The 17,852-nt window shown below is 30.0% G+C and carries 20 protein-coding genes and 1 pseudogene; 3 read left to right on the plus strand and 18 right to left on the minus strand.

Features of this window, described 5'->3' with window-relative positions:
* Positions 1–141: 141 nt before the first annotated feature.
* The 13 genes from V1468_RS00155 to V1468_RS00215 all read right to left on the minus strand — a co-directional run bounded on the left by V1468_RS00155 (position 142) and on the right by V1468_RS00215 (position 13,138).
* On the minus strand, positions 142–1,293 hold the full coding sequence (locus tag V1468_RS00155; protein ID WP_331808243.1) for a transthyretin-like family protein: 1,152 nt from the start codon (positions 1,291–1,293) through the stop codon (positions 142–144).
* Entirely contained in the window at positions 1,294–1,551 is a 258-nt protein-coding gene (locus V1468_RS00160) for a hypothetical protein (protein ID WP_331808244.1), read from the minus strand. It lies immediately after the preceding gene.
* An 11-nt stretch (positions 1,552–1,562) separates the two neighbouring features.
* The gene (locus V1468_RS00165; protein ID WP_331808245.1) at positions 1,563–1,895 is read right to left on the minus strand and encodes a hypothetical protein; all 333 of its coding nucleotides are present in this window, start codon (positions 1,893–1,895) and stop codon (positions 1,563–1,565) included.
* A gap of 11 nt (positions 1,896–1,906) precedes the next feature.
* A complete protein-coding gene (locus V1468_RS00170) occupies positions 1,907–2,404 on the minus strand; it encodes a hypothetical protein (RefSeq protein ID WP_331808246.1) in 498 nt (165 codons plus the stop codon).
* Positions 2,405–2,545: 141 nt separating this feature from the next.
* Positions 2,546–3,283, minus strand: coding sequence for an SOS response-associated peptidase (locus V1468_RS00175; RefSeq protein ID WP_331808247.1), 738 nt, complete (start codon positions 3,281–3,283; stop codon positions 2,546–2,548).
* Between the two features lie 176 nt (positions 3,284–3,459).
* Positions 3,460–4,155, minus strand: a complete 696-nt coding sequence (locus V1468_RS00180; protein ID WP_331808248.1) for a hypothetical protein — start codon at positions 4,153–4,155, stop codon at positions 3,460–3,462.
* A 1-nt stretch (position 4,156) separates the two neighbouring features.
* Positions 4,157–4,354, minus strand: coding sequence for a hypothetical protein (locus V1468_RS00185; RefSeq protein WP_331808249.1), 198 nt, complete (start codon positions 4,352–4,354; stop codon positions 4,157–4,159).
* A 129-nt stretch (positions 4,355–4,483) separates the two neighbouring features.
* Entirely contained in the window at positions 4,484–7,036 is a 2,553-nt protein-coding gene (locus V1468_RS00190) for an ATP-dependent helicase (protein WP_331808250.1), read from the minus strand.
* Positions 7,029–8,393 carry a DNA recombination protein RmuC gene (locus V1468_RS00195; RefSeq protein WP_331808251.1) on the minus strand — a complete coding sequence of 455 codons (1,365 nt, stop codon included), beginning with the start codon at positions 8,391–8,393 and terminating at the stop codon, positions 7,029–7,031. The genes V1468_RS00190 and V1468_RS00195 overlap by 8 nt, the downstream gene beginning before the upstream one ends.
* A 125-nt stretch (positions 8,394–8,518) precedes the next feature.
* Positions 8,519–9,907, minus strand: a complete 1,389-nt coding sequence (locus V1468_RS00200) for a hypothetical protein (protein ID WP_331808252.1) — start codon at positions 9,905–9,907, stop codon at positions 8,519–8,521.
* A 169-nt stretch (positions 9,908–10,076) separates the two neighbouring features.
* Positions 10,077–10,919, minus strand: coding sequence for an HNH endonuclease (locus V1468_RS00205; RefSeq protein WP_331808253.1), 843 nt, complete (start codon positions 10,917–10,919; stop codon positions 10,077–10,079).
* On the minus strand, positions 10,920–11,639 hold the full coding sequence (locus V1468_RS00210) for an OmpA/MotB family protein (protein WP_331808254.1): 720 nt from the start codon (positions 11,637–11,639) through the stop codon (positions 10,920–10,922).
* Positions 11,639–13,138, minus strand: coding sequence for a MotA/TolQ/ExbB proton channel family protein (locus V1468_RS00215; protein WP_331808255.1), 1,500 nt, complete (start codon positions 13,136–13,138; stop codon positions 11,639–11,641). Before V1468_RS00215 ends, V1468_RS00210 begins: the two co-directional genes overlap by 1 nt.
* A gap of 357 nt (positions 13,139–13,495) precedes the next feature.
* Between V1468_RS00215 and V1468_RS00220 the strand changes: the two genes are divergently transcribed.
* From V1468_RS00220 to V1468_RS00230, 3 genes are all read left to right on the plus strand, one after another.
* Positions 13,496–13,771 carry a hypothetical protein gene (locus V1468_RS00220; RefSeq protein ID WP_331808256.1) on the plus strand — a complete coding sequence of 92 codons (276 nt, stop codon included), beginning with the start codon at positions 13,496–13,498 and terminating at the stop codon, positions 13,769–13,771.
* 161 nt (positions 13,772–13,932) lie between these two features.
* Positions 13,933–14,364 carry a hypothetical protein gene (locus tag V1468_RS00225; protein WP_331808257.1) on the plus strand — a complete coding sequence of 144 codons (432 nt, stop codon included), beginning with the start codon at positions 13,933–13,935 and terminating at the stop codon, positions 14,362–14,364.
* Between the two features lie 6 nt (positions 14,365–14,370).
* The gene (locus V1468_RS00230; RefSeq protein WP_331808258.1) at positions 14,371–15,033 is read left to right on the plus strand and encodes a hypothetical protein; all 663 of its coding nucleotides are present in this window, start codon (positions 14,371–14,373) and stop codon (positions 15,031–15,033) included.
* Positions 15,034–15,095: 62 nt separating this feature from the next.
* On the opposite strand, the gene V1468_RS00235 is transcribed toward V1468_RS00230, so the two are convergent.
* From V1468_RS00235 to V1468_RS00255, 5 genes and pseudogenes are all read right to left on the minus strand, one after another.
* Positions 15,096–15,752: a DUF6371 domain-containing protein gene (locus tag V1468_RS00235; protein ID WP_331809328.1), complete on the minus strand. Its 657-nt coding sequence runs from the start codon at positions 15,750–15,752 to the stop codon at positions 15,096–15,098.
* Between the two features lie 36 nt (positions 15,753–15,788).
* Positions 15,789–15,944 (minus strand): annotated as a pseudogene (locus tag V1468_RS00240) (PG0870-related protein); the annotation flags it as partial.
* Between the two features lie 56 nt (positions 15,945–16,000).
* The gene (locus V1468_RS00245) at positions 16,001–16,213 is read right to left on the minus strand and encodes a hypothetical protein (protein ID WP_299096339.1); all 213 of its coding nucleotides are present in this window, start codon (positions 16,211–16,213) and stop codon (positions 16,001–16,003) included.
* Positions 16,214–17,263, minus strand: coding sequence for an AAA family ATPase (locus V1468_RS00250; protein ID WP_331808259.1), 1,050 nt, complete (start codon positions 17,261–17,263; stop codon positions 16,214–16,216). It lies immediately after the preceding gene.
* 4 nt (positions 17,264–17,267) lie between these two features.
* Entirely contained in the window at positions 17,268–17,783 is a 516-nt protein-coding gene (locus tag V1468_RS00255) for a hypothetical protein (RefSeq protein WP_331808260.1), read from the minus strand.
* Positions 17,784–17,852 lie beyond the last annotated feature (69 nt).

Genomic DNA, 17,852 nt, shown 5'->3' on the forward strand with positions numbered 1-17,852 from the left:
GTTGCATGCAACGGTCTCGGCTATGAACAGTTGTGTGTTTTGGCATGGACTTTTGCAAGTACACGACAAGCTGAAAATTCTGCAGGAATTTTCAGGATAAGCCTGTAATAGCAATTGTTTATAGCCATTGTTAGCAACAGATTATTTTCGCACACAGTCCGCTTCCATTCCAAGTTCCACGCTTTTATCCGTAAAACCTTCTATGAAATTCGAGATATATTTATAATTCCCTTTACAACTCTCTTTACGAAAAACTACATTTCCTTCAGCGTTTTTTCTTTTACAAACAACACAATGCTTTTTAATATTTATTAAGATAGGTTTTTCAATATCAGCTTTTGTAAAAGTATAAAGAGTATCAAGCGCAATACTTTCATTTTTCAATTTGATAGAAATATTGCTATTTAAAGTCGAACTCAAAGGTGGAAAATTAAACTTACCAAAATCATCAGTAGAAGTTTGCTGATTGGTTTGCATTATTTTTAATTCAATATTTTTTAATGGTTCTGAACCATAAAGTATATTACCAGAAACCGTTAATTCATTACAGCTTTTGAAATCCGTTAATTCAGCTGGTTTCAAAAAAAATACTATTACAAAAACGGCTAGTGCTCCACTTGCTGTAATAATTTGTCTATAACGAATATCAATCAAGCCTGGAATTACTGTTGCAAATGCAGCTGCTGCAAGAGCCAATATGGTTGTAAAAATTGTGCTTTGAAAATTCGTAGGACAATCAATGATTAGAGTAATAATTAATAATGTTACTAAAAGTACTAAACCGGTTATTGCGCCGAATGTAACTTGTTGTTTTTTAGTCATATCACAAAATTTTTTATTTGAGTTAAACCCACTTACAGGTAAATTTATTTCTTCAAATCGTACTTTTAGTTTTTTTGCAGCTTCGCTATCAAAGGTTTTTAAAAAAACTTGGATGTTGCTATAAGCTCTTTCGGAAGGAATTGGTTTTCGAATTTGAAATTTCTCCTCTAAAGAGTTTATAAGTTTCCAGTACTTGATAATAGTATTAGAGATATTTATTGTATCATCAACTTTACTGTCTCTAATTTCTTGACCATAGCTTTTCTTTTTACATAGAGCATTTAATGAAAGGCTGAAAACATTAAAATATTTTACACCTTTTGAATGAAGGTCAGTCAAACAAATTTGGATTTTTGCAGAAGTAGTATCTGTAGATTTTACTAACGATAACATATTTTTAAATTCACGAAAGAAATCCTCTTTTGCTTGTGCTAAATCTTCATCAAAATCCTGTAAAGTTTTTTTCGGCATCTAACTTCTATTTCTTAAAGCATCTTCTATCTGGTCTATAATATTATCTAAATCACTATTGTCAAACGACTCCTTAATTATGAAAATGTCAATGTCGATGACAGATTTTACAATCTCTTGAACTTTTTCTCGTGTTCTCCCCTCTCTTGGTGTAGATTTTAATTTTTGAACTAATTCTATAAGTTCAGAATTGGTTAAACTATGACCAGTTATTCCTAATTCTTCTTGAAGCCTTTTCTTTAGTAATTCTAAATTCATATTTATTGTTTTTATATAATTGACCAGCCAATAGCTGTGTTGACTGTAGTTTTAATAACATCTAAAGCAGCATTTATAGCTGACTCAACAGCTAAAATACCTAATCCTTCAATTGTTAAAAGTACAATTCTGACACTACTTTTTTGAATTTCAACATAGTATTTTGCTTGCTCTTCATTAATTTTCCCTTTGACTTTTAGTTGAGCAATAAGTTTTAAGTTTTCCGCTAATGATTTTAATTCTTGCTCTGCAAAAGGTTTTGCATCTTCCCAATGATTTTCTAGAACACCTTTAGCTGCATTCAACATCTCTTCTAATATTTCGTTTACATTTATATCTGCCATAGTGATAAAATTTAATTGTTTTCAGATTTGTCTTCTTTCGTTTTCTCACCTCTTTTTAAGGCTAATTGAAGTTTAATTATTGCAGTAAATGCACTATTAAATGAATTCAGATTTGGTTCAATTAAATCATAAGATTGATAGCCATTTTCTCCAAAAGATTTATGTAATTTTTCTAGGTTGGCTATCATATTTTGTAACTCTTTGACTTGTTCAATTACAATTCTATTTTTATCAATTGCTTTAGCGCGAACTTCTAGTGTATTTAGGTCTATTTTAATTTGCTCGAACTGTTCTTTGTAATTGTCATAACTCGATTCTTTAGTTCCGACAGAATTTTCCAATTTCACAAAGTAACCACTAACTTTTTCTTGAACAGCAGTAACAGTTTTATCTGTAATTTCATCATATTCGCTTATCAATCTTATTGATTTGCAATTTTGAAATAGAACTAATGTTAACATTAAAAATGTAGTCAGTCTAAAAGTTTTTTTGATTTGAATTTGTCTCATATGTTTCTTTTAATTTGTTGCTAACAATTGGATATACGTATTAACTATATCCAGTTTATAGGAGTAAAAAGATAAAACCCAAAACATCAGGAATTTACTTTATTGGCTAAAAAGCAAAAAAAATCGTTGTAATAAATTGAATTACAAAATGTTAGAAAGTTCTGAGTATCGAGTTTTCTCTAAAATGGCATCAACATTACTGTTCACCTTTGGACTAAACAAATCCTTGCTTACTGTATAAGTCTCTAATTGATCTTCTGGAAAATTAAAGTGCAGAATATCTTCTACATCTGTCTCTTTTAGATCAACGGACAACCAATTATGAGTTAACTCTTCATCTAGGATTATTGGCTGTCTATTCTTCTTATTATGGATTTTAGCAAATAATGGTGAGGCCTCTTTTGTCAGAATGGTAAAAGTTATGTAAGTGTCAATTACAGTATAAAGTCCTGCCAAGGCTATAGGCTTATCAACTTTATCCTTAAAATAAAATGGATATTTTTTTCCTTTATGGTCATGAGGTTCAAAAAAACCTGAGACTGGAATTATGCAACGGTTGTCCATAATCGCATCTTTATAAATAAAATGATCAAATGTCTTTTCTGAACGAGCATTTAGACCGCCACCATAGCGCACAGCTTCCTTATGATATTCCTTTATTTGATCTTTGGTTTTATAGCTTGGTACTATGCCCCAAATACCAGGAGCTAAAACGTCCGATCGTTCTTGAGGTATAACAAGCATATTTGGATGAGAAAATCCATTATGATGATACGTAGGATTATTAAAATAGGGCTCCATTGAAGAGTCGACTATTTTAACTTTAAAATGTTTTTCTAATTTGTTTACACTATGCGTAGTGCTGGTATGAAAACACATATTCTATTTTTAATTAAAATTAATCAAATTCTAATAATCATTTGGTTTCAATATGTTTACGATTTCAACTAATGGTTAGTTACTTTAAACATATACACGCTAAATTGAAAATCCGTAAGAATTTACTAAAGAAGACGAGAACAAGCAATTACTTATAGTCATTGCTGTGTTATTCTTTATTTTTTTATGAATCGTTTAATTAGTTCGGAAAATCCGTCTTTGTTTTTGATAATGCTAAAAATTCTATTGTATCCGATTATTACTTGTCCATTTGGTCTAATGCAATATCCACAGTCATTTTTCCATTCCTTTTCTGAAACATCGTCATAGTCCATAATAGTGTCGAATATGCTTTTACCTTCGCTAACAATAACTTTAGGATTTGTTAATTCGATAAGTTGTCCAGTCCATTCATAGCTTTTTTGCCAAAAATCGTTGAAAGAATAATTGTCAAGTTCATTGATACATTTACTAATATCTGTTTGATTTTTGGTTATCAGATAATAAAAATTTGTCTTAATAGACTTTTCGTTGAAAAGTTTTTTAATCTCTTGAATTGAGTAGCCAGCCATCTCAAATGATTTGATGGTTTCTTTGGCTAATCTATAATTTGGATTCTCGCCATCAAGAAATTCCATATATGAAATTTGATGTTCTGGCTCTGTTATAACTTTTCCTGAATTGTTGGGATTTCCGTTTCCTGGATTAATTCCAATGAACATAATTTCAGGGTTTTTTATGTACTTGCTATCCCAAACATAAAATCCACCATATAAAGATTTTGAGATTTTGTTTTGGTCTATTTTACTTTTCAAGGCTGTTAGACTCTTTTTAATATCAGCACACCAATTTTGATAAGTCAATAGTTCCATTTTATAAAGCTGGTGAATGTTGGCCTTTATTCATTCCCTTTGGATGACGTGCACATCTATTCACGGTCATAGATGAGATGCTGTTGTATTTAGTTCCGCAATATTTACATTCGTAATGGGATTTTTCACTTCCTTCGTAAAGTTCGTGCGAACCTTTGTTTGTGCCGTTAGGATGTCTTGCACATTTATTTAGTGTCAAGGTGGAAATACTTGAATATTTCGTTCCACAATTTTTACAATAGTAATTTGACATATTTTCTGTATTTACTGATTATTTCGTTGGTTTTTTCCATTATATATAACGATCTTATATAAGAGTAATGGTGGTTTAAGACCAGAATCTTTTCAGTTTAGACCAAAGTTTATTTTTATCTTTTTCATTGGGTTTAGCACTATTCCCGCCATTACTTTTATACGTTGTTGGGCTTAGTATTTTTTCCTCCGTTTCTTGTTCCTTAGTCGTCTCTTTTGCCGATTTTTTTGGTTCGACTATTAGTTCTGATTTAATTTTTTCGTCTTTTATTTTGTCAAGTAATTCCTTTTCTTCTTTTAAATCAGTTATTCTTTTTCTAATCAAGTCTTTCTTTTCCTCTACGCTGGTTTCTTCCGGTTCCGGAATTTCAGGTTTTTCGCTTTGTTTAATTTGAATTTCGTTTTCTACAAACGAATTCCAATCTTCATCCGATTTTGATTTTTCAGTCTTTTCTTCCTCTGTAAGTTCAGTTTGCTTCTCGATTTTCGTTAAACCTCTAAATTCAAAATTTATTGGTTTGGTTTTTCCCGTTTCTACAAACTCAATTTGATATTCTCCCTTTTCTTCGTTTACTTCAATTACTTTGCCTTGTTTCCAAATCAAGTGATATACCAAATCTCCAACGTCAAATTTCTTTTGGATTAATTGTCTGCTTGCATCAAGTTTAAGTTGTTCTTTAGCCTCATTTATGATTTCTTGACTTAATTCTCCTTTTCGCACAAAATAATTGTCGCTTATTTCAAATAAAAAACGAGAAGGATATTTATTTAGACCTGTGCTGAAATTGAAACCTTCTGATTCAGTCATATAAAATGCTTTTTCGGCTCTTGTAATTGCAACATAGGTTAAACGTCTTTCTTCTTCAATTGCTTTTGCTCTTCTTTCTTTAATTGACATTGCACTTGGTAATACACCTTCTGTGAAGCCACAAAGAAAAACGTAAGGAAACTCTAAACCTTTAGAAGTGTGGATAGTCATTAGTTTAACTCGGTCATTTCTATCATCTTCAATATCCATATCCGTGTAAAGTGCAATTTCTTGCAAATATTCAGTAAGGTTTATTGGTTCTTCGTCTTGTGTTTCTAATAAAACTATAGAGTTCTGAAGTTCTTTGATATTATCTAATCTATCTGTATCTCCATCAGTTCTATAATAAGCAGACAATCCACTTTCGTCCATTATTTCTTTTATTAAATCTGAAATAATTAAATCTGCTTTTGATTTTTTATACTTTTCTATAAGTTCAATAAAATCAATTGCTCCTTTACGACTTAAAGCTTTTTGATTTATATTTTGTTGCAAAGCTGAGTAAAGAGAAATGTTATCTTTTTCAGCAATTTTTGCTACATTTTCAATGAACTTTTTCCCTAAACCTCTACTTGGTGTGTTCACAACTCTTAAAAATGAAAAATCATCTTCAAATTCAATCAATCGTAAATATGCCAAGACATCTTTAATTTCTTTACGCTCAAAGAATCGAATACCGCCAAAAACTGAGTAAGGTATATTTTCTCGAATTAGCGATTGTTCAATGCTACGTGAAATATGATTTGCTCTGTATAATATTGCAAAATCTGAATATTTACAGTTCTCATCTTTTACAAGTCTTTTGATTTCATTTGCGACCCATAATCCTTCTTCATAATCATTTTCTCCGTGAAAGTGAACAACTTCAACACCTTCTGGATTTTGAGTAAACATATCTTTTTCTACTCGAATTTTGTTGTTTTTAATTATATGATTGCCGAGACTTAAAATATTTGGTGTTGAACGATAATTTTGATTCATAATGATTGTTTTTGAATCAACAAATTGTTTGTCAAAATCAACCAAAATTTCAGGTTTTGCACCTCGCCATTCATAAATGGTTTGGTCTGGATCGCCAACAACGAAAAGATTTTTATGGAACTGAGAAAGCATCTCAATTAACATAAACTGTTTTTGAGAACTATCTTGAGTTTCGTCAACTTGAATGTAGTGTAATCTCTTTTGCCACTTTTCTAGAACGTCAGGATTATTAACGAATATGTAAAGAGCAAAATTGAGTAAATCGTCAAAGTCTAAAGCGAAATTCCTTTGTTGCTTTTCTAAATACCTAATAAAGATTTTTTCTATTTCATTATCAGTTTCTTTTTTCTTTGATTCAAGGATATATTGTAAATATTCTTGCGAAGTTTTTTGTTTGCTTATATATCTTAGGACTTGTTTGAAAGTGAACACTTTTGATGTTAAACCCAATTCATTATAGACTTGTCGAAGAACAGTTTTTTGGTCTTCTACGTCCATTATGATAAAGTTTTTAGGATACTTAATTTTGTTTATATCCTCTCTTAAAACTCGAACACAAAATCCGTGATAAGTAGTTATATAGCTTAAATCTGAATTTTCTCCTACTAAGCGTTTTACTCTTTTTCGCATTTCTTGTGCAGCTTTGTTGGTAAAGGTTACACAAAGAATATTAGAAGAGTTAATTCCTAATACTTCAACAATGTAGGCGTATCTTTGAGTGAGTGCTTTAGTTTTTCCCGAACCTGCACCTGCGATTACTCTAACAAAACCTTCGGTTTCTGTTACAGCTTTCAACTGTTGTTCGTTCAAATTTTTTTTTAGCTTCTGAACACTATCCATTATCTTCTTCTAAGTCTAATAAATTATCTGTTATTTCCGGTAAGATTGCTTTCGCTTGTCCTTCGTCAAGTGTTTCAACATTTTTTAATTTTCTTTGAATAGCTCTTGTTCTTTTACCCATTACATCATCTAGTTGGTTCAATCCGGTTTGGATATTTTTTTGAGCTTTTTGCATCATTCCACCAAAATTTTCAAATTCCTTTTTTACTGCGCCTAAAACTTGCCAAACTTCACCACTTCTCTTTTGGATAGCTAAGGTTTTGAAGCCCATCTGTAAACTATTCAAAATAGCGGCTAATGTTGTTGGACCTGTTACAATTATCTTATAATCTTTTTGTAAAGTTTCAAGTAAAGATGCTTTTCTTACAACTTCGGCATAAATGCCTTCGAACGGTAAAAACATTATTCCAAAATCAGTCGTATTTGGTGGGTCAATATATTTTTCGCTGATATCTTTAGCCATTTTTTTAATGGTGTTGTCTAGCTCTTTTTGAGCGAACTGAATTTTATCTAAATCCCCATCATCATAAGCCATTTGAAGTTTTTCATAAACATCTTTTGGGAACTTAGCATCTACAGGAAGCCATACTACAGAGTTGTCGTCATTTTTTCCTGGTAATTTTATGGCAAATTCAACAGTAGCTGAACTACCTTTTTTTGTCTTGACATTTGCTTCATATTGTTCGGGTGCAAGTATTTGTTCCAATAGCATAGCAAGTTGAACCTCTCCAATACCACCACGCATTTTTACATTACTCAGAACTTTTTTTAATCCACCAACATCTGTAGCCAAATTTTTCATTTCACCCAAGCCTTCTTGAACAGACTTTAATTGTTTACCAACTGTTTCAAATGATTGGGTCAAACGTTCATTTAATGTTTTTTGTAATTTCTCATCTACTGTTTTTCTGACCTCATTAAGTTGTTTCGTATTATCTTCTCGGATTTCTTTTAGCTGGTTCTCAACTGTTTCTTTTACCTCTTTAATTCTTTTTTCTGATTCTTGGTTTATTTCGATTTGTTGTTTGCTAAAGGCATCAAATCTCTCTTTTAATAAATCATTTAAGTGTTTGGTATTATTGTCAAACCCTTCTTTAAAACTATTAAGCGATTTAGTCAATTCTTCCCTTTGATTTTTAGCAGAAGTATTTGATTCTTCTCTATTTCTTTGAAACTCATCTCTCATTGACTTATCGGTTCTTTCCAATGTTGAATCAAACTTAACTAAAGAATTTTTTGTTTCATTAAAATTCCCTTCAATGTCAAAATCAAGTTTTATCTTTTTAACTAAAGTTACGATCAGATTTATTGCAAGTAACGATATCAGTATTATCAGTAGTATTATCTCAGTGGTCATGTTGGTTTTTTAAATTTTATTCTATTGTTTGACTATTAAAAGTCACATCTATTATTACTTAACTCTACAAGAGCACAGCAAACGTAAAATCCGTAAAAATTTTTAGAAGTAGCAAGAACAAGCAATTAGTCATAGCCACTGTTATCAGTAGCTTTTGTGTAAATTCTAGTTGTTTCTGATCTATTGTCAATTAGTATTTGATGTGATTTTTCAAAACCAATTTTAATTTGTTCAATGTCATCAAATATTATATCCTTATCGCTTAAATTCTGTTCTAATCTTGTGAAATTTTCAAGTATTTCAGTTGCTTTTGACTCAATTTTACTTTTAGTCATTTGGCTATTTGCTTTATAGATTTCGATTTCAGATAATAGATTTTCCTTTAATTCCGAATTCAGTTGCTCCATTTCATCATAAATACTGTCTTCGTAATTAAAATCTACTATTGATTTATAAAGTTCCTCAATTTTTCCAATTCGGTTATGGTTTGGTTTTTTATCAGATAAATTTATTTTTAATTCCAATAGCTTTAAGAGTTGGTATAATTGCTCCGATTTTAAAGCGATTTCTGAATAAAAAAAGAATTTACTATTATTTACTTTTTCTGAAAGTTTTTCAACTTTTTTATGTGAATTTTCAGTTTTAGATTTTAAATAGTTTATTCCAGATTCGATTCCAGATTTTTTATAGGTTGATGAAAAAAAGGAAGATATTTTTTTGGCATTGCTTTTTATTGAAATAAAAGCTTTCTCAACTTGATTACTATCTTCTGATATTATATCAATTATTTCTTCTTTATTTTCTTTTCCATTTTGTATCTCAAAAGTGTTAATGATTTCTTGTTGAGCAGAAAGTAAGTATTCAAACCTAATAATTGACAAGTCATATTTTAATCTATCGACAATAACATAATCCTCGGTTGTGAAATAATTCCGATTATTTAATTCGTTTGTTTTAGTGTTTATATATCTCAATTTTGCTAATCTTTCATTATGATGCAAACTGATAAGTTCGTTTATCCCTTTTTGAACTGATGTTAATTGTTTTGTTAAACCTTTAAAATAATATTGACCAGTAAGCATTGAAGCAAATTGGACAGCTAAAATTGGTGTAAAAACAGCAGGATTTGCACTAACAAAACCTGCGTGACTTCCGAATTGAGAACCATTCATTGTTATTGAACTTAAAGAGCCATTTCCATAAGTCATTAAACTCCCTGTATTCGCAGTTGCAGTGTATAATCCATTTGCTGAATAAGCGACTGAACTACCTATTGATGAAGTTCCAGCAATTTGAGAAAGAAAATTCGATTTGTTGTTTTGAGTAGTAATTAAAGACCAACTATTATCTAAACTAATATTATTATTTAATTTGAAAGTTAAATTTGAAATATCGTTTTTCATTTCAAAACTATTAGCAACCTCAATAAGTTGGCTTTTGGTCATAGAATTGTTTTCAACAATATTTTTGTCGATAGTATTAATTCCGAGTTTTTTCCTTAACCATTTTATCATTCTATGTTGTTCGTTTTAAATTATGTCAACGGTAACCGTATAAGAATAGTAGCGGTGTTTTACGCACTTACTTTTTGATTTGTCACTGTCTTTTGATTTATATATTTCATTTTGTTTAGGCGATTAAACCGCTATTATTTTTATACAATGTTGGCATTTCGTTATTTTTTCATTCGTAATTTCCAATGTGTACGTTTCCGATTTCCATTAGTCTATTTCTGTATTTATTGATAAAGGAATTCAATTCCCTTTTTAATCTAGGCTTTTCAAAATTAGATTGGTGATGTTCGTCTTGGTTGTAATGACACAAAACGCATACACATTTCAAATTGTCTCTATGAGTATTTATTAAATCATAACTATCTATATGATGTGTATGTAAATATCTTTTATCGTAATTATTATCAAGGTCGTTACCACCAAATCCACATTCTTCACAAGTATAGTTTTGTTCTTCTCTATAAGCTTTTGAAATACTTCGCCAATTTAAAGGTCTTTTATAAATATCAGTTTCAACTTCTTCTAGTTTTTCCTTAATGTTTTGGTCATTTAAGTCAAGTAAATTATGAAAGTCTTCTGTATCATTTATACTCTCAAGGTTTCTGTCGTGTAGAATTGCTCTACATTTTGAGCATAAATTTAGATTTTGGTCTGGATATTCTTTTTTAGTTCCTCTTTGTGTTACAGTTACTAAATCAGAGTTCGACCAAAAATAATATCTTGACAAAATTCCTTTTTCTATAAACTTTTCAATAACAGAACACTCAAACAAATGAAATCTAGGATTCCCATAATCAGACCTTTTATAGTCTTTATTAAACATAAAACCTTTTTGAAAATTACCACGAACATTTAAATAAACTCCATCTTCTCTCCATTCTAAATTTCCATCATTTTCTTGTTCAGTAAAATCAATTCTATCAATGATTACATTACTATTGTACTCCTCTAAACGAGGAACTCCAATCGTATCTAAATAATTATGTGCTCTATTAAACTTTATTAATGGCATCTATTTTTCTAATTCTTTAAGGACTTTATCAATTAACTTATCACTTGTTGTTATTATGCGAAATTCTACTCTACGAGACTTTTGATTATTAATAGGTTGATTACTATTTATGGTTAATTTTCCGTTATCATCAACTGTTCTTCCATAAGACAATCCGTTTGCAGTAAGTAAATATTCTATTAAAATGATTTCTTTGGAAGATAAACTTTTAAAATAGTCCATTTCACGAAAATGCTTAATTACTTCTGAAGACCTTTCTTGGGATAGCAATGTATTGGCAATGTAAGGGTCTTGGTCGTATCGTGGTGCAGGAACATTATCTGTATGTCCTTCAACTCTTATTTCTGAAATTTTATCCTTGTATTTTTCTTGCAAAATAACGTCAAAATATTTGGGTAAAAACTTGTTCAATATTTCTGAAAAATATGGTCTTATATTTGTTCTTCCTGATTGAAACAAAACATCAGGGTTTGTAAATTTTATAGACAAGTCTTTATCTAGTTTAACATCCCACTTTTGAAAGTCATCTTTAAAAACTGTATTTAACTCATTATAAAGCTCCTCTTTAGTTGCTTTAAATTCCTCAAATATTTCATCTCTCTGTGCTTGCTCTTTTTTTACTTGCATCATATATGAAATAGAGATGAATAGGAAGATAATCATCAATACAGTCATAATGTCGGAAAATGAAACCCAATTGTTGTCTGAACTCTCTTTCATTATCTATTTGCTTGTTCGATTAGGCGTTGAATAAGTTCATCTAAACTCGTTAAAGTTTGATTTAACTGACCTGTAAACTCTTCTGAAATATTATCGAGATTATTTCTTAATTCTAATGAAGAGTTACTTATAATTGAAACTCCTTCTTCCATTTGAGTTTTTGTATTGCTCCAAAATTCTCCGTTAATGTCTTTTATGTCTTCTATTTCTTTTAATCTGCTAATTAGTATATCAACAGATTTTTTGAAGCTATGCTCTTTGCCAATCCAATCATTTAATTTATTAGTTGTTTCGTCAAATGTTTCTGTATTTGTTTTGATGGTGTCAATAGAACTTTCAAGTTTTGTAACTATTTCTTGGAATTTTGTGTCATCAATTAGCACCTTTTGTAATTCCGCAATTAATTTCGATAATTGACTGTTATCCTCTGTTAGTTTTGTTGTGTTTTCGGTAATTTCTTTAATGGAAACTGATGCAATTTCAAAGTCTTTAGAAACAGATTTAAACTGCTCTGTTAAGGATGAAATCATTTCTTTATTGTCTTTTTGCCAATCGTTTAAACTCTGAACACTATTGTTTAATTCTGCAAAATTTTCTTGAACCAATCTTTGGATTAATTCTGTCATTTGAGCGTTGAAAGTTTCTGTAGCACTTTTCATTACTTCCACTAAAGCCTCTGTATTATTCTTTTTTAGAATTTCCGCAAATTCATCAAACTTGCTTTCTAATGTTTTGTTATTTTTATTTTGGTCGGTTTTTAAATTTTTAATTTGTGATAATATACTGTTCTCGTTTTTAGACCCAAGAGTTTCATTTATTGCAGTAAGTACTTTTTTATGTTCTTTTTGCTCTTTGTAGTTGTCAGTTGCTTGACTTCTTAATTTTTCAAGTTGAGTAAGTAAGCTTGTTTCTTCGTTCCCGATTAACGATGTCTGGATTTTTTCAAGTAAAATGTTTTGTTTTTCTTGTTCTTTTTGGTTGTCAGTTGTTTGATTGCGAAGTTTAACTAATTGAGTAGATAGGCTTGTTTCTGTTTCTCCAACCAGCGAGGTGTTTAGTTTATCAAAATTGGCTTTTGTTTCTGTTTTAGATGATTTTAAGACTTCGAGTATTTCGCTTAATGCTGATAATTCATCTGTTTGCTTTGGTGGTTCATTTAGTTCAACTGTTCGCAAGATTAGTTGTCCAAATACTCTGAATATTAATGATAGAATAATTCCAACAATTGAAGTAAGAAACGCAAGTTTCATTCCTTCTAATAGCATTGGAATACTATTGTCAATATCATCAACATCAAAATTTCTTAATCCGAGATAAATTCCGCCAAAAGTTCCAAGTATTCCAATTGTTGTAAAAACAGAAGGAATTGAATTATATAAATATTCGTTATAAGATTTTGTGCTTTTTCGATACCAAAGTCGGATTATGTAATATAGAGAGAATAGTAGCCAAATTATTAATGCACTATAAACTATGTTTGCCAAAAATTCTTTATTCATATTCTGTTGTTGGTTAGTTCAAATGTTGATTGTTTTTTCTGTCGTTTGTTGATTCGTCATAATGAATGCCAACAATTTGATATACGTATTATCTATATATCTTTTATATAAACAATAATAATACAGTCTCCAACTTGTATTAAATTATCAGTTCATTTTAAATCAAAATATACCGATAGATTCAAAGATCCATGGTTCATCTTTTATTAATAAAGGGGGTTGAAATTAATTAAGGGGGATTTAAAAATAATAAAAATTAATAAAATCCAATTACGTTTTACCGTATTAGGGTAGATATTATTTCATCTACTACATTCTATAGCAATACCAAGCTGAGATAGCTTCTAAATTTGTTGAATGAAGTTTACAAAGTATTTTTCAGGTGTAATTAAGAACCAAGGTATTCCGCACATTGAAGTCAATGAATATCAAAAAGCGTTTAACATTGTATCGTTAGAAAGTCGATTAGATGAGCTGTACCAGTTAAGAGACAAAGAAAGGAACAACGACAGAAAGTACAGTTACAACATTCACATATATGATTTAGAAAAAAAACTAAATCGACTGACTATGGAAAATACTCCTAAAAATGTATTGAAATATATGCTGAGTAAATCTAGATTTGATAATTAGCAAAAATTAACTCGAAACAGATTTCATTTTACCCTGACATAAGAAAATTAATTAACGAAAAGGATACATTTTTTAACAAAATGACTTTCCATAAATCCTAATTTTTTAATTAAAAAGATTGTTATACATTAACTCCTAACCATTATAAATCAAGCCAATAAATGAAAGTTAACAATCCACCAAAACATTACTTAGGTCATATTTACCTAGAATATACAGGAAACAATCTGGCTTTAATAAACTCTCTTGAGGATAAAAAGTTAATCAATGTTACCTTATTTGATTATTTCTCAAGCAGTATTGAAGGGGAATTAAATTGCTGTTTCAAAATAGAGCTATTGAATGATCTCTATTTTATAGAGTTTAGAGAGCAAACTGTATATAAATTAAAGAAAGAAATAGGAAAATATCAGCTAGACGAGTTATCCTATTTAATTGAATATTCAACCTTTGAAAATAGAAATCTTTTTCTGATTGCTGGTAAGTTATTGATTTACAACCAAATTTCTGAATCGGATGCGAGAAATGAAATGTTTAATTTCAATCTCATCTTTGAAAATAAGGAAGAGATAATAAAACTATTTAAACATTAATATAGCATGAGCCTGACTATTACATCAGAAGTGATAAAAAACATTTGGAAAACGATTGAATCGGATTTAAATGCACAACAAATAGTAATTTCATCTGAAAAAACTTTAGTTTTCAAATTTGCATGGCTTTTAAATACAATAGATGATTTTAAAGTATATAATATCGATTTTGAAAAAAATCTTTTTAGAAGAGATTTTAAAGACGGGAAATTTCTCGACCTGTATTTTGAAGTTGAAATTGAATCAATCAAACATCGTGTGGGCATAGAATTTAAATTTCCCCATAAAAAAAAGAGTAATTCAGGCCAGACTCAGAATATTCAGAAAATCATAAACGATTTAAAGAAATTAGATAGCTTATTTCAAGATGACAAAATTGATCTTGGAGTTTTTCTGTGTGCAACCAACGAACCTTATTATTTAAACATTAAAAAGAAAACTAGAAAGATTAAGGGTAGTTTTAAAACCTTTAACGGTAAAAAGTATCTTAAAGACACAGAATATCCATACAATGAGAAATATAAACATAGATTAAAAATAAGTAATGATATTATTTTTAATTGGAGGAACACAGATAAAATATCAGAATCTTATTTTTCTTTTTTAGATCCTATCTTCATTAGAAATGATATAGAAAATGAAAAAATGAAGCTAAATGAAAATCTCTGATTTTGATAGTTTTACACCTAAAAAACAATTGTTATTAAATTGTCTCACAGATAAATAAAAAATCAAACTAATATATCTGCAAAATCAGAACCATTAGCGACATTAAGTTGCTCCAAAAGGACATTGCAAGATATTTTATATCCCATTTTTCTATAACTAATAGCTTTAGTATTCCAATCCTCAAACTCCGATTTATCTGGTAGTAAGACAATGTTATAATTTTTTAGGGGTTTAATTAATTCATATTTTAGGTTTGATTTTGAGCCAGTAGCCAACCACAAATATTCAGGATAGAGCATACTCATAATAACAGCTGTTTTCTCTGACTCTACAATACAAATTAGGTCATCTGTTTTGTAATCGCATAAATTATGTATGCCAAATAAACATTGCTGTAAGACAAAGTTGTCTTTTTTTAATAAACTATGCATCCATGTAATATGTGAATAAGGCTCCTTAACTCTTTTACCGTTCTCTTTGTTGTACAACATTATTTTGCCTGTCCTTATATTCATAAACTGATCTATTTGCCAAAACACTGTCGCACCTGGCCAATAATGTGAGGTTCCTAAAAAGTACCTTCTAATAGCTGACTTAATTTCATTTACAGTAAAATGTATCATTAAGTACTTTATAAAACAATTGTTGTTATAGTCATTTCCATAAGAACCCAATAATTCGTCATTCATAAATGTGGGTTGTATGTCCTTTGGAGCCATATAGGTGTGACTGACAATTGTATTACCACTAGGACTAGAGTGATAACCGCAGCTACTTTCCCTATCGCACCGACCATAATTATAGTCCAGATAATTATTCGAAATAATATCTACATACCGAACATACCGCTTTTTGTTGCATGACGGACAAATAAATTTTTTACTGCTCTTATCAAGTGAATACTTATACATTTTAAAATGCTTTCCTTTTGATTCGTAATATTCGTAACAAGAATTGATTACGAATATTACGAATCGTCTTGTTCTCTATTTTTATCAATAATATTCTCCAACAAATACCTAAGTCCATCATCTATTGTAAATCTTGGCAAACATTTTCTGCGTTTCTTAATTCCAGAATCAGGAATCGACATGACTTTTTTACCTAGCATATTATATAGCAAACTAAGCTCCTCTGATGGAAGTGCAATGGCTATATTATATACATCGGTAGCTTTCAATTAAATACCAAGTTTTTTTCTACGAATACGAATAGTTCCTTCTGAAACTCCTAATTGTTCTGCAATTGCCACGTTACTGAGACCATCATTAAGAAGTCTAACCATTTCAGTATCCCGTTCTTCAATACCCATTTTGTCATAACTCTTCAAATGAGTCAATTCGTTATCATAATCAATAAAGCGGAACTCTAAAAAGTTGAAATCCTTATTTATATCACATACCACAACATTACCACCATGATACAAATGCTCTATGTTACGTTGTTTTATTTGTTTCAAATATCTACGATTGGCAGCCTCTGTACTATTACCAATGGCGAACGCACTATCACAAAAATTAACAATCATTTTACTGCCTGATATATCATTTTTAGAAATTGGCTTGGACTCATCACGTTTAGGTGTATGGGCAAGTACTAAAATCGAAATCTGGTATGTTTTTTTGATTTTATTTAGTTTTTTCATCAAATCCAATGCATCCTTCGCCTTTTCGTTATCGTTCTTTAAGTAGGTCATATTATCCACAATAACAACCGCAACGTGGTGCTCTTTAATACAGGTCTCTATATAAGTACATATATAATCTTCAACCGATTTGAATTCCTTAGGCAATTCGTGATACGGATTTAACTCCGCTCGCAGTAAATTTTCAGAAAATACAAAGTGGTTAGTATATTCCTCTGAATAGCGTTTCTCAAACTGCTTGTCTGACAATTCAAAATCCAGATACAATGTTTTTCTTGGAGTAGATTCCAATTTAAAACCATCAATAGGAACACCACTGCTTATACTTTGCGCTATTTGAACAGCTAAAATGGACTTGCCTAAATTGGTGTCTGCAAATAGAATGCAGAGTTCATTCTCATACCAGAATTCGCTAAATAGCATATTTGGTATTGGAGTTGACTTAGCTTTATCAAGCCATTGGTTAGCTGTCTTAATTATTAGGCCTTCATTGTGATTGATGTTTATCAACCTTTGTTCTTTGGCTGATTTTAATTGCTCACCCAACTCAGTTCTTAAGTTACCATTTAAAATATTCCTGTTCATAACATTAATATTTTACGCTCCACACTTCACTCATTAGCAAATAATAATTAAAACTACCTTGATGGTTTGCTATTGAAAAGTAAAACTGTTTTGATGAATTATTGGCTTCTACCAAAACCCTATTTATATCATTAAGGACTTTGACAAATTCCATTTTTAGCTCATTAGAAAACGAACTAAACTCGATAACTGATTCAACTAGAACTTTTAAATCCCTTAGATTATCCTTGCTACATGTGCATGTATTATTCATACCTTTAGCAAATAACCAAGTTAACAAAAACGTAAAGCCATAAGACTTCTCAAACTCAGGTTTAATATCAATACAATACTCTTTTGGATATTCGGATGGTACATATGATTCTAATACCTCATACTCATCTTCATATAAATCTAGCCTTACATGGTCATTAAGTAATTCCCTAACATAAGTCGACAGTGTCTTACTCTCGTTTTGCGCGAAAGTTTCTAGTTGATTTTTGGTGAATTCGTCTACTCTAATACTGATTTTTGTTTCCATATACATAATGTTTTAATTATGTGGGACATTGTCCTACGGAAGCAAAGATTACAAACAAATTGTTGTTTT

This window comes from Winogradskyella poriferorum, assembly GCF_036553625.1.
In the GTDB taxonomy this organism is placed as follows: domain Bacteria; phylum Bacteroidota; class Bacteroidia; order Flavobacteriales; family Flavobacteriaceae; genus Winogradskyella; species Winogradskyella poriferorum.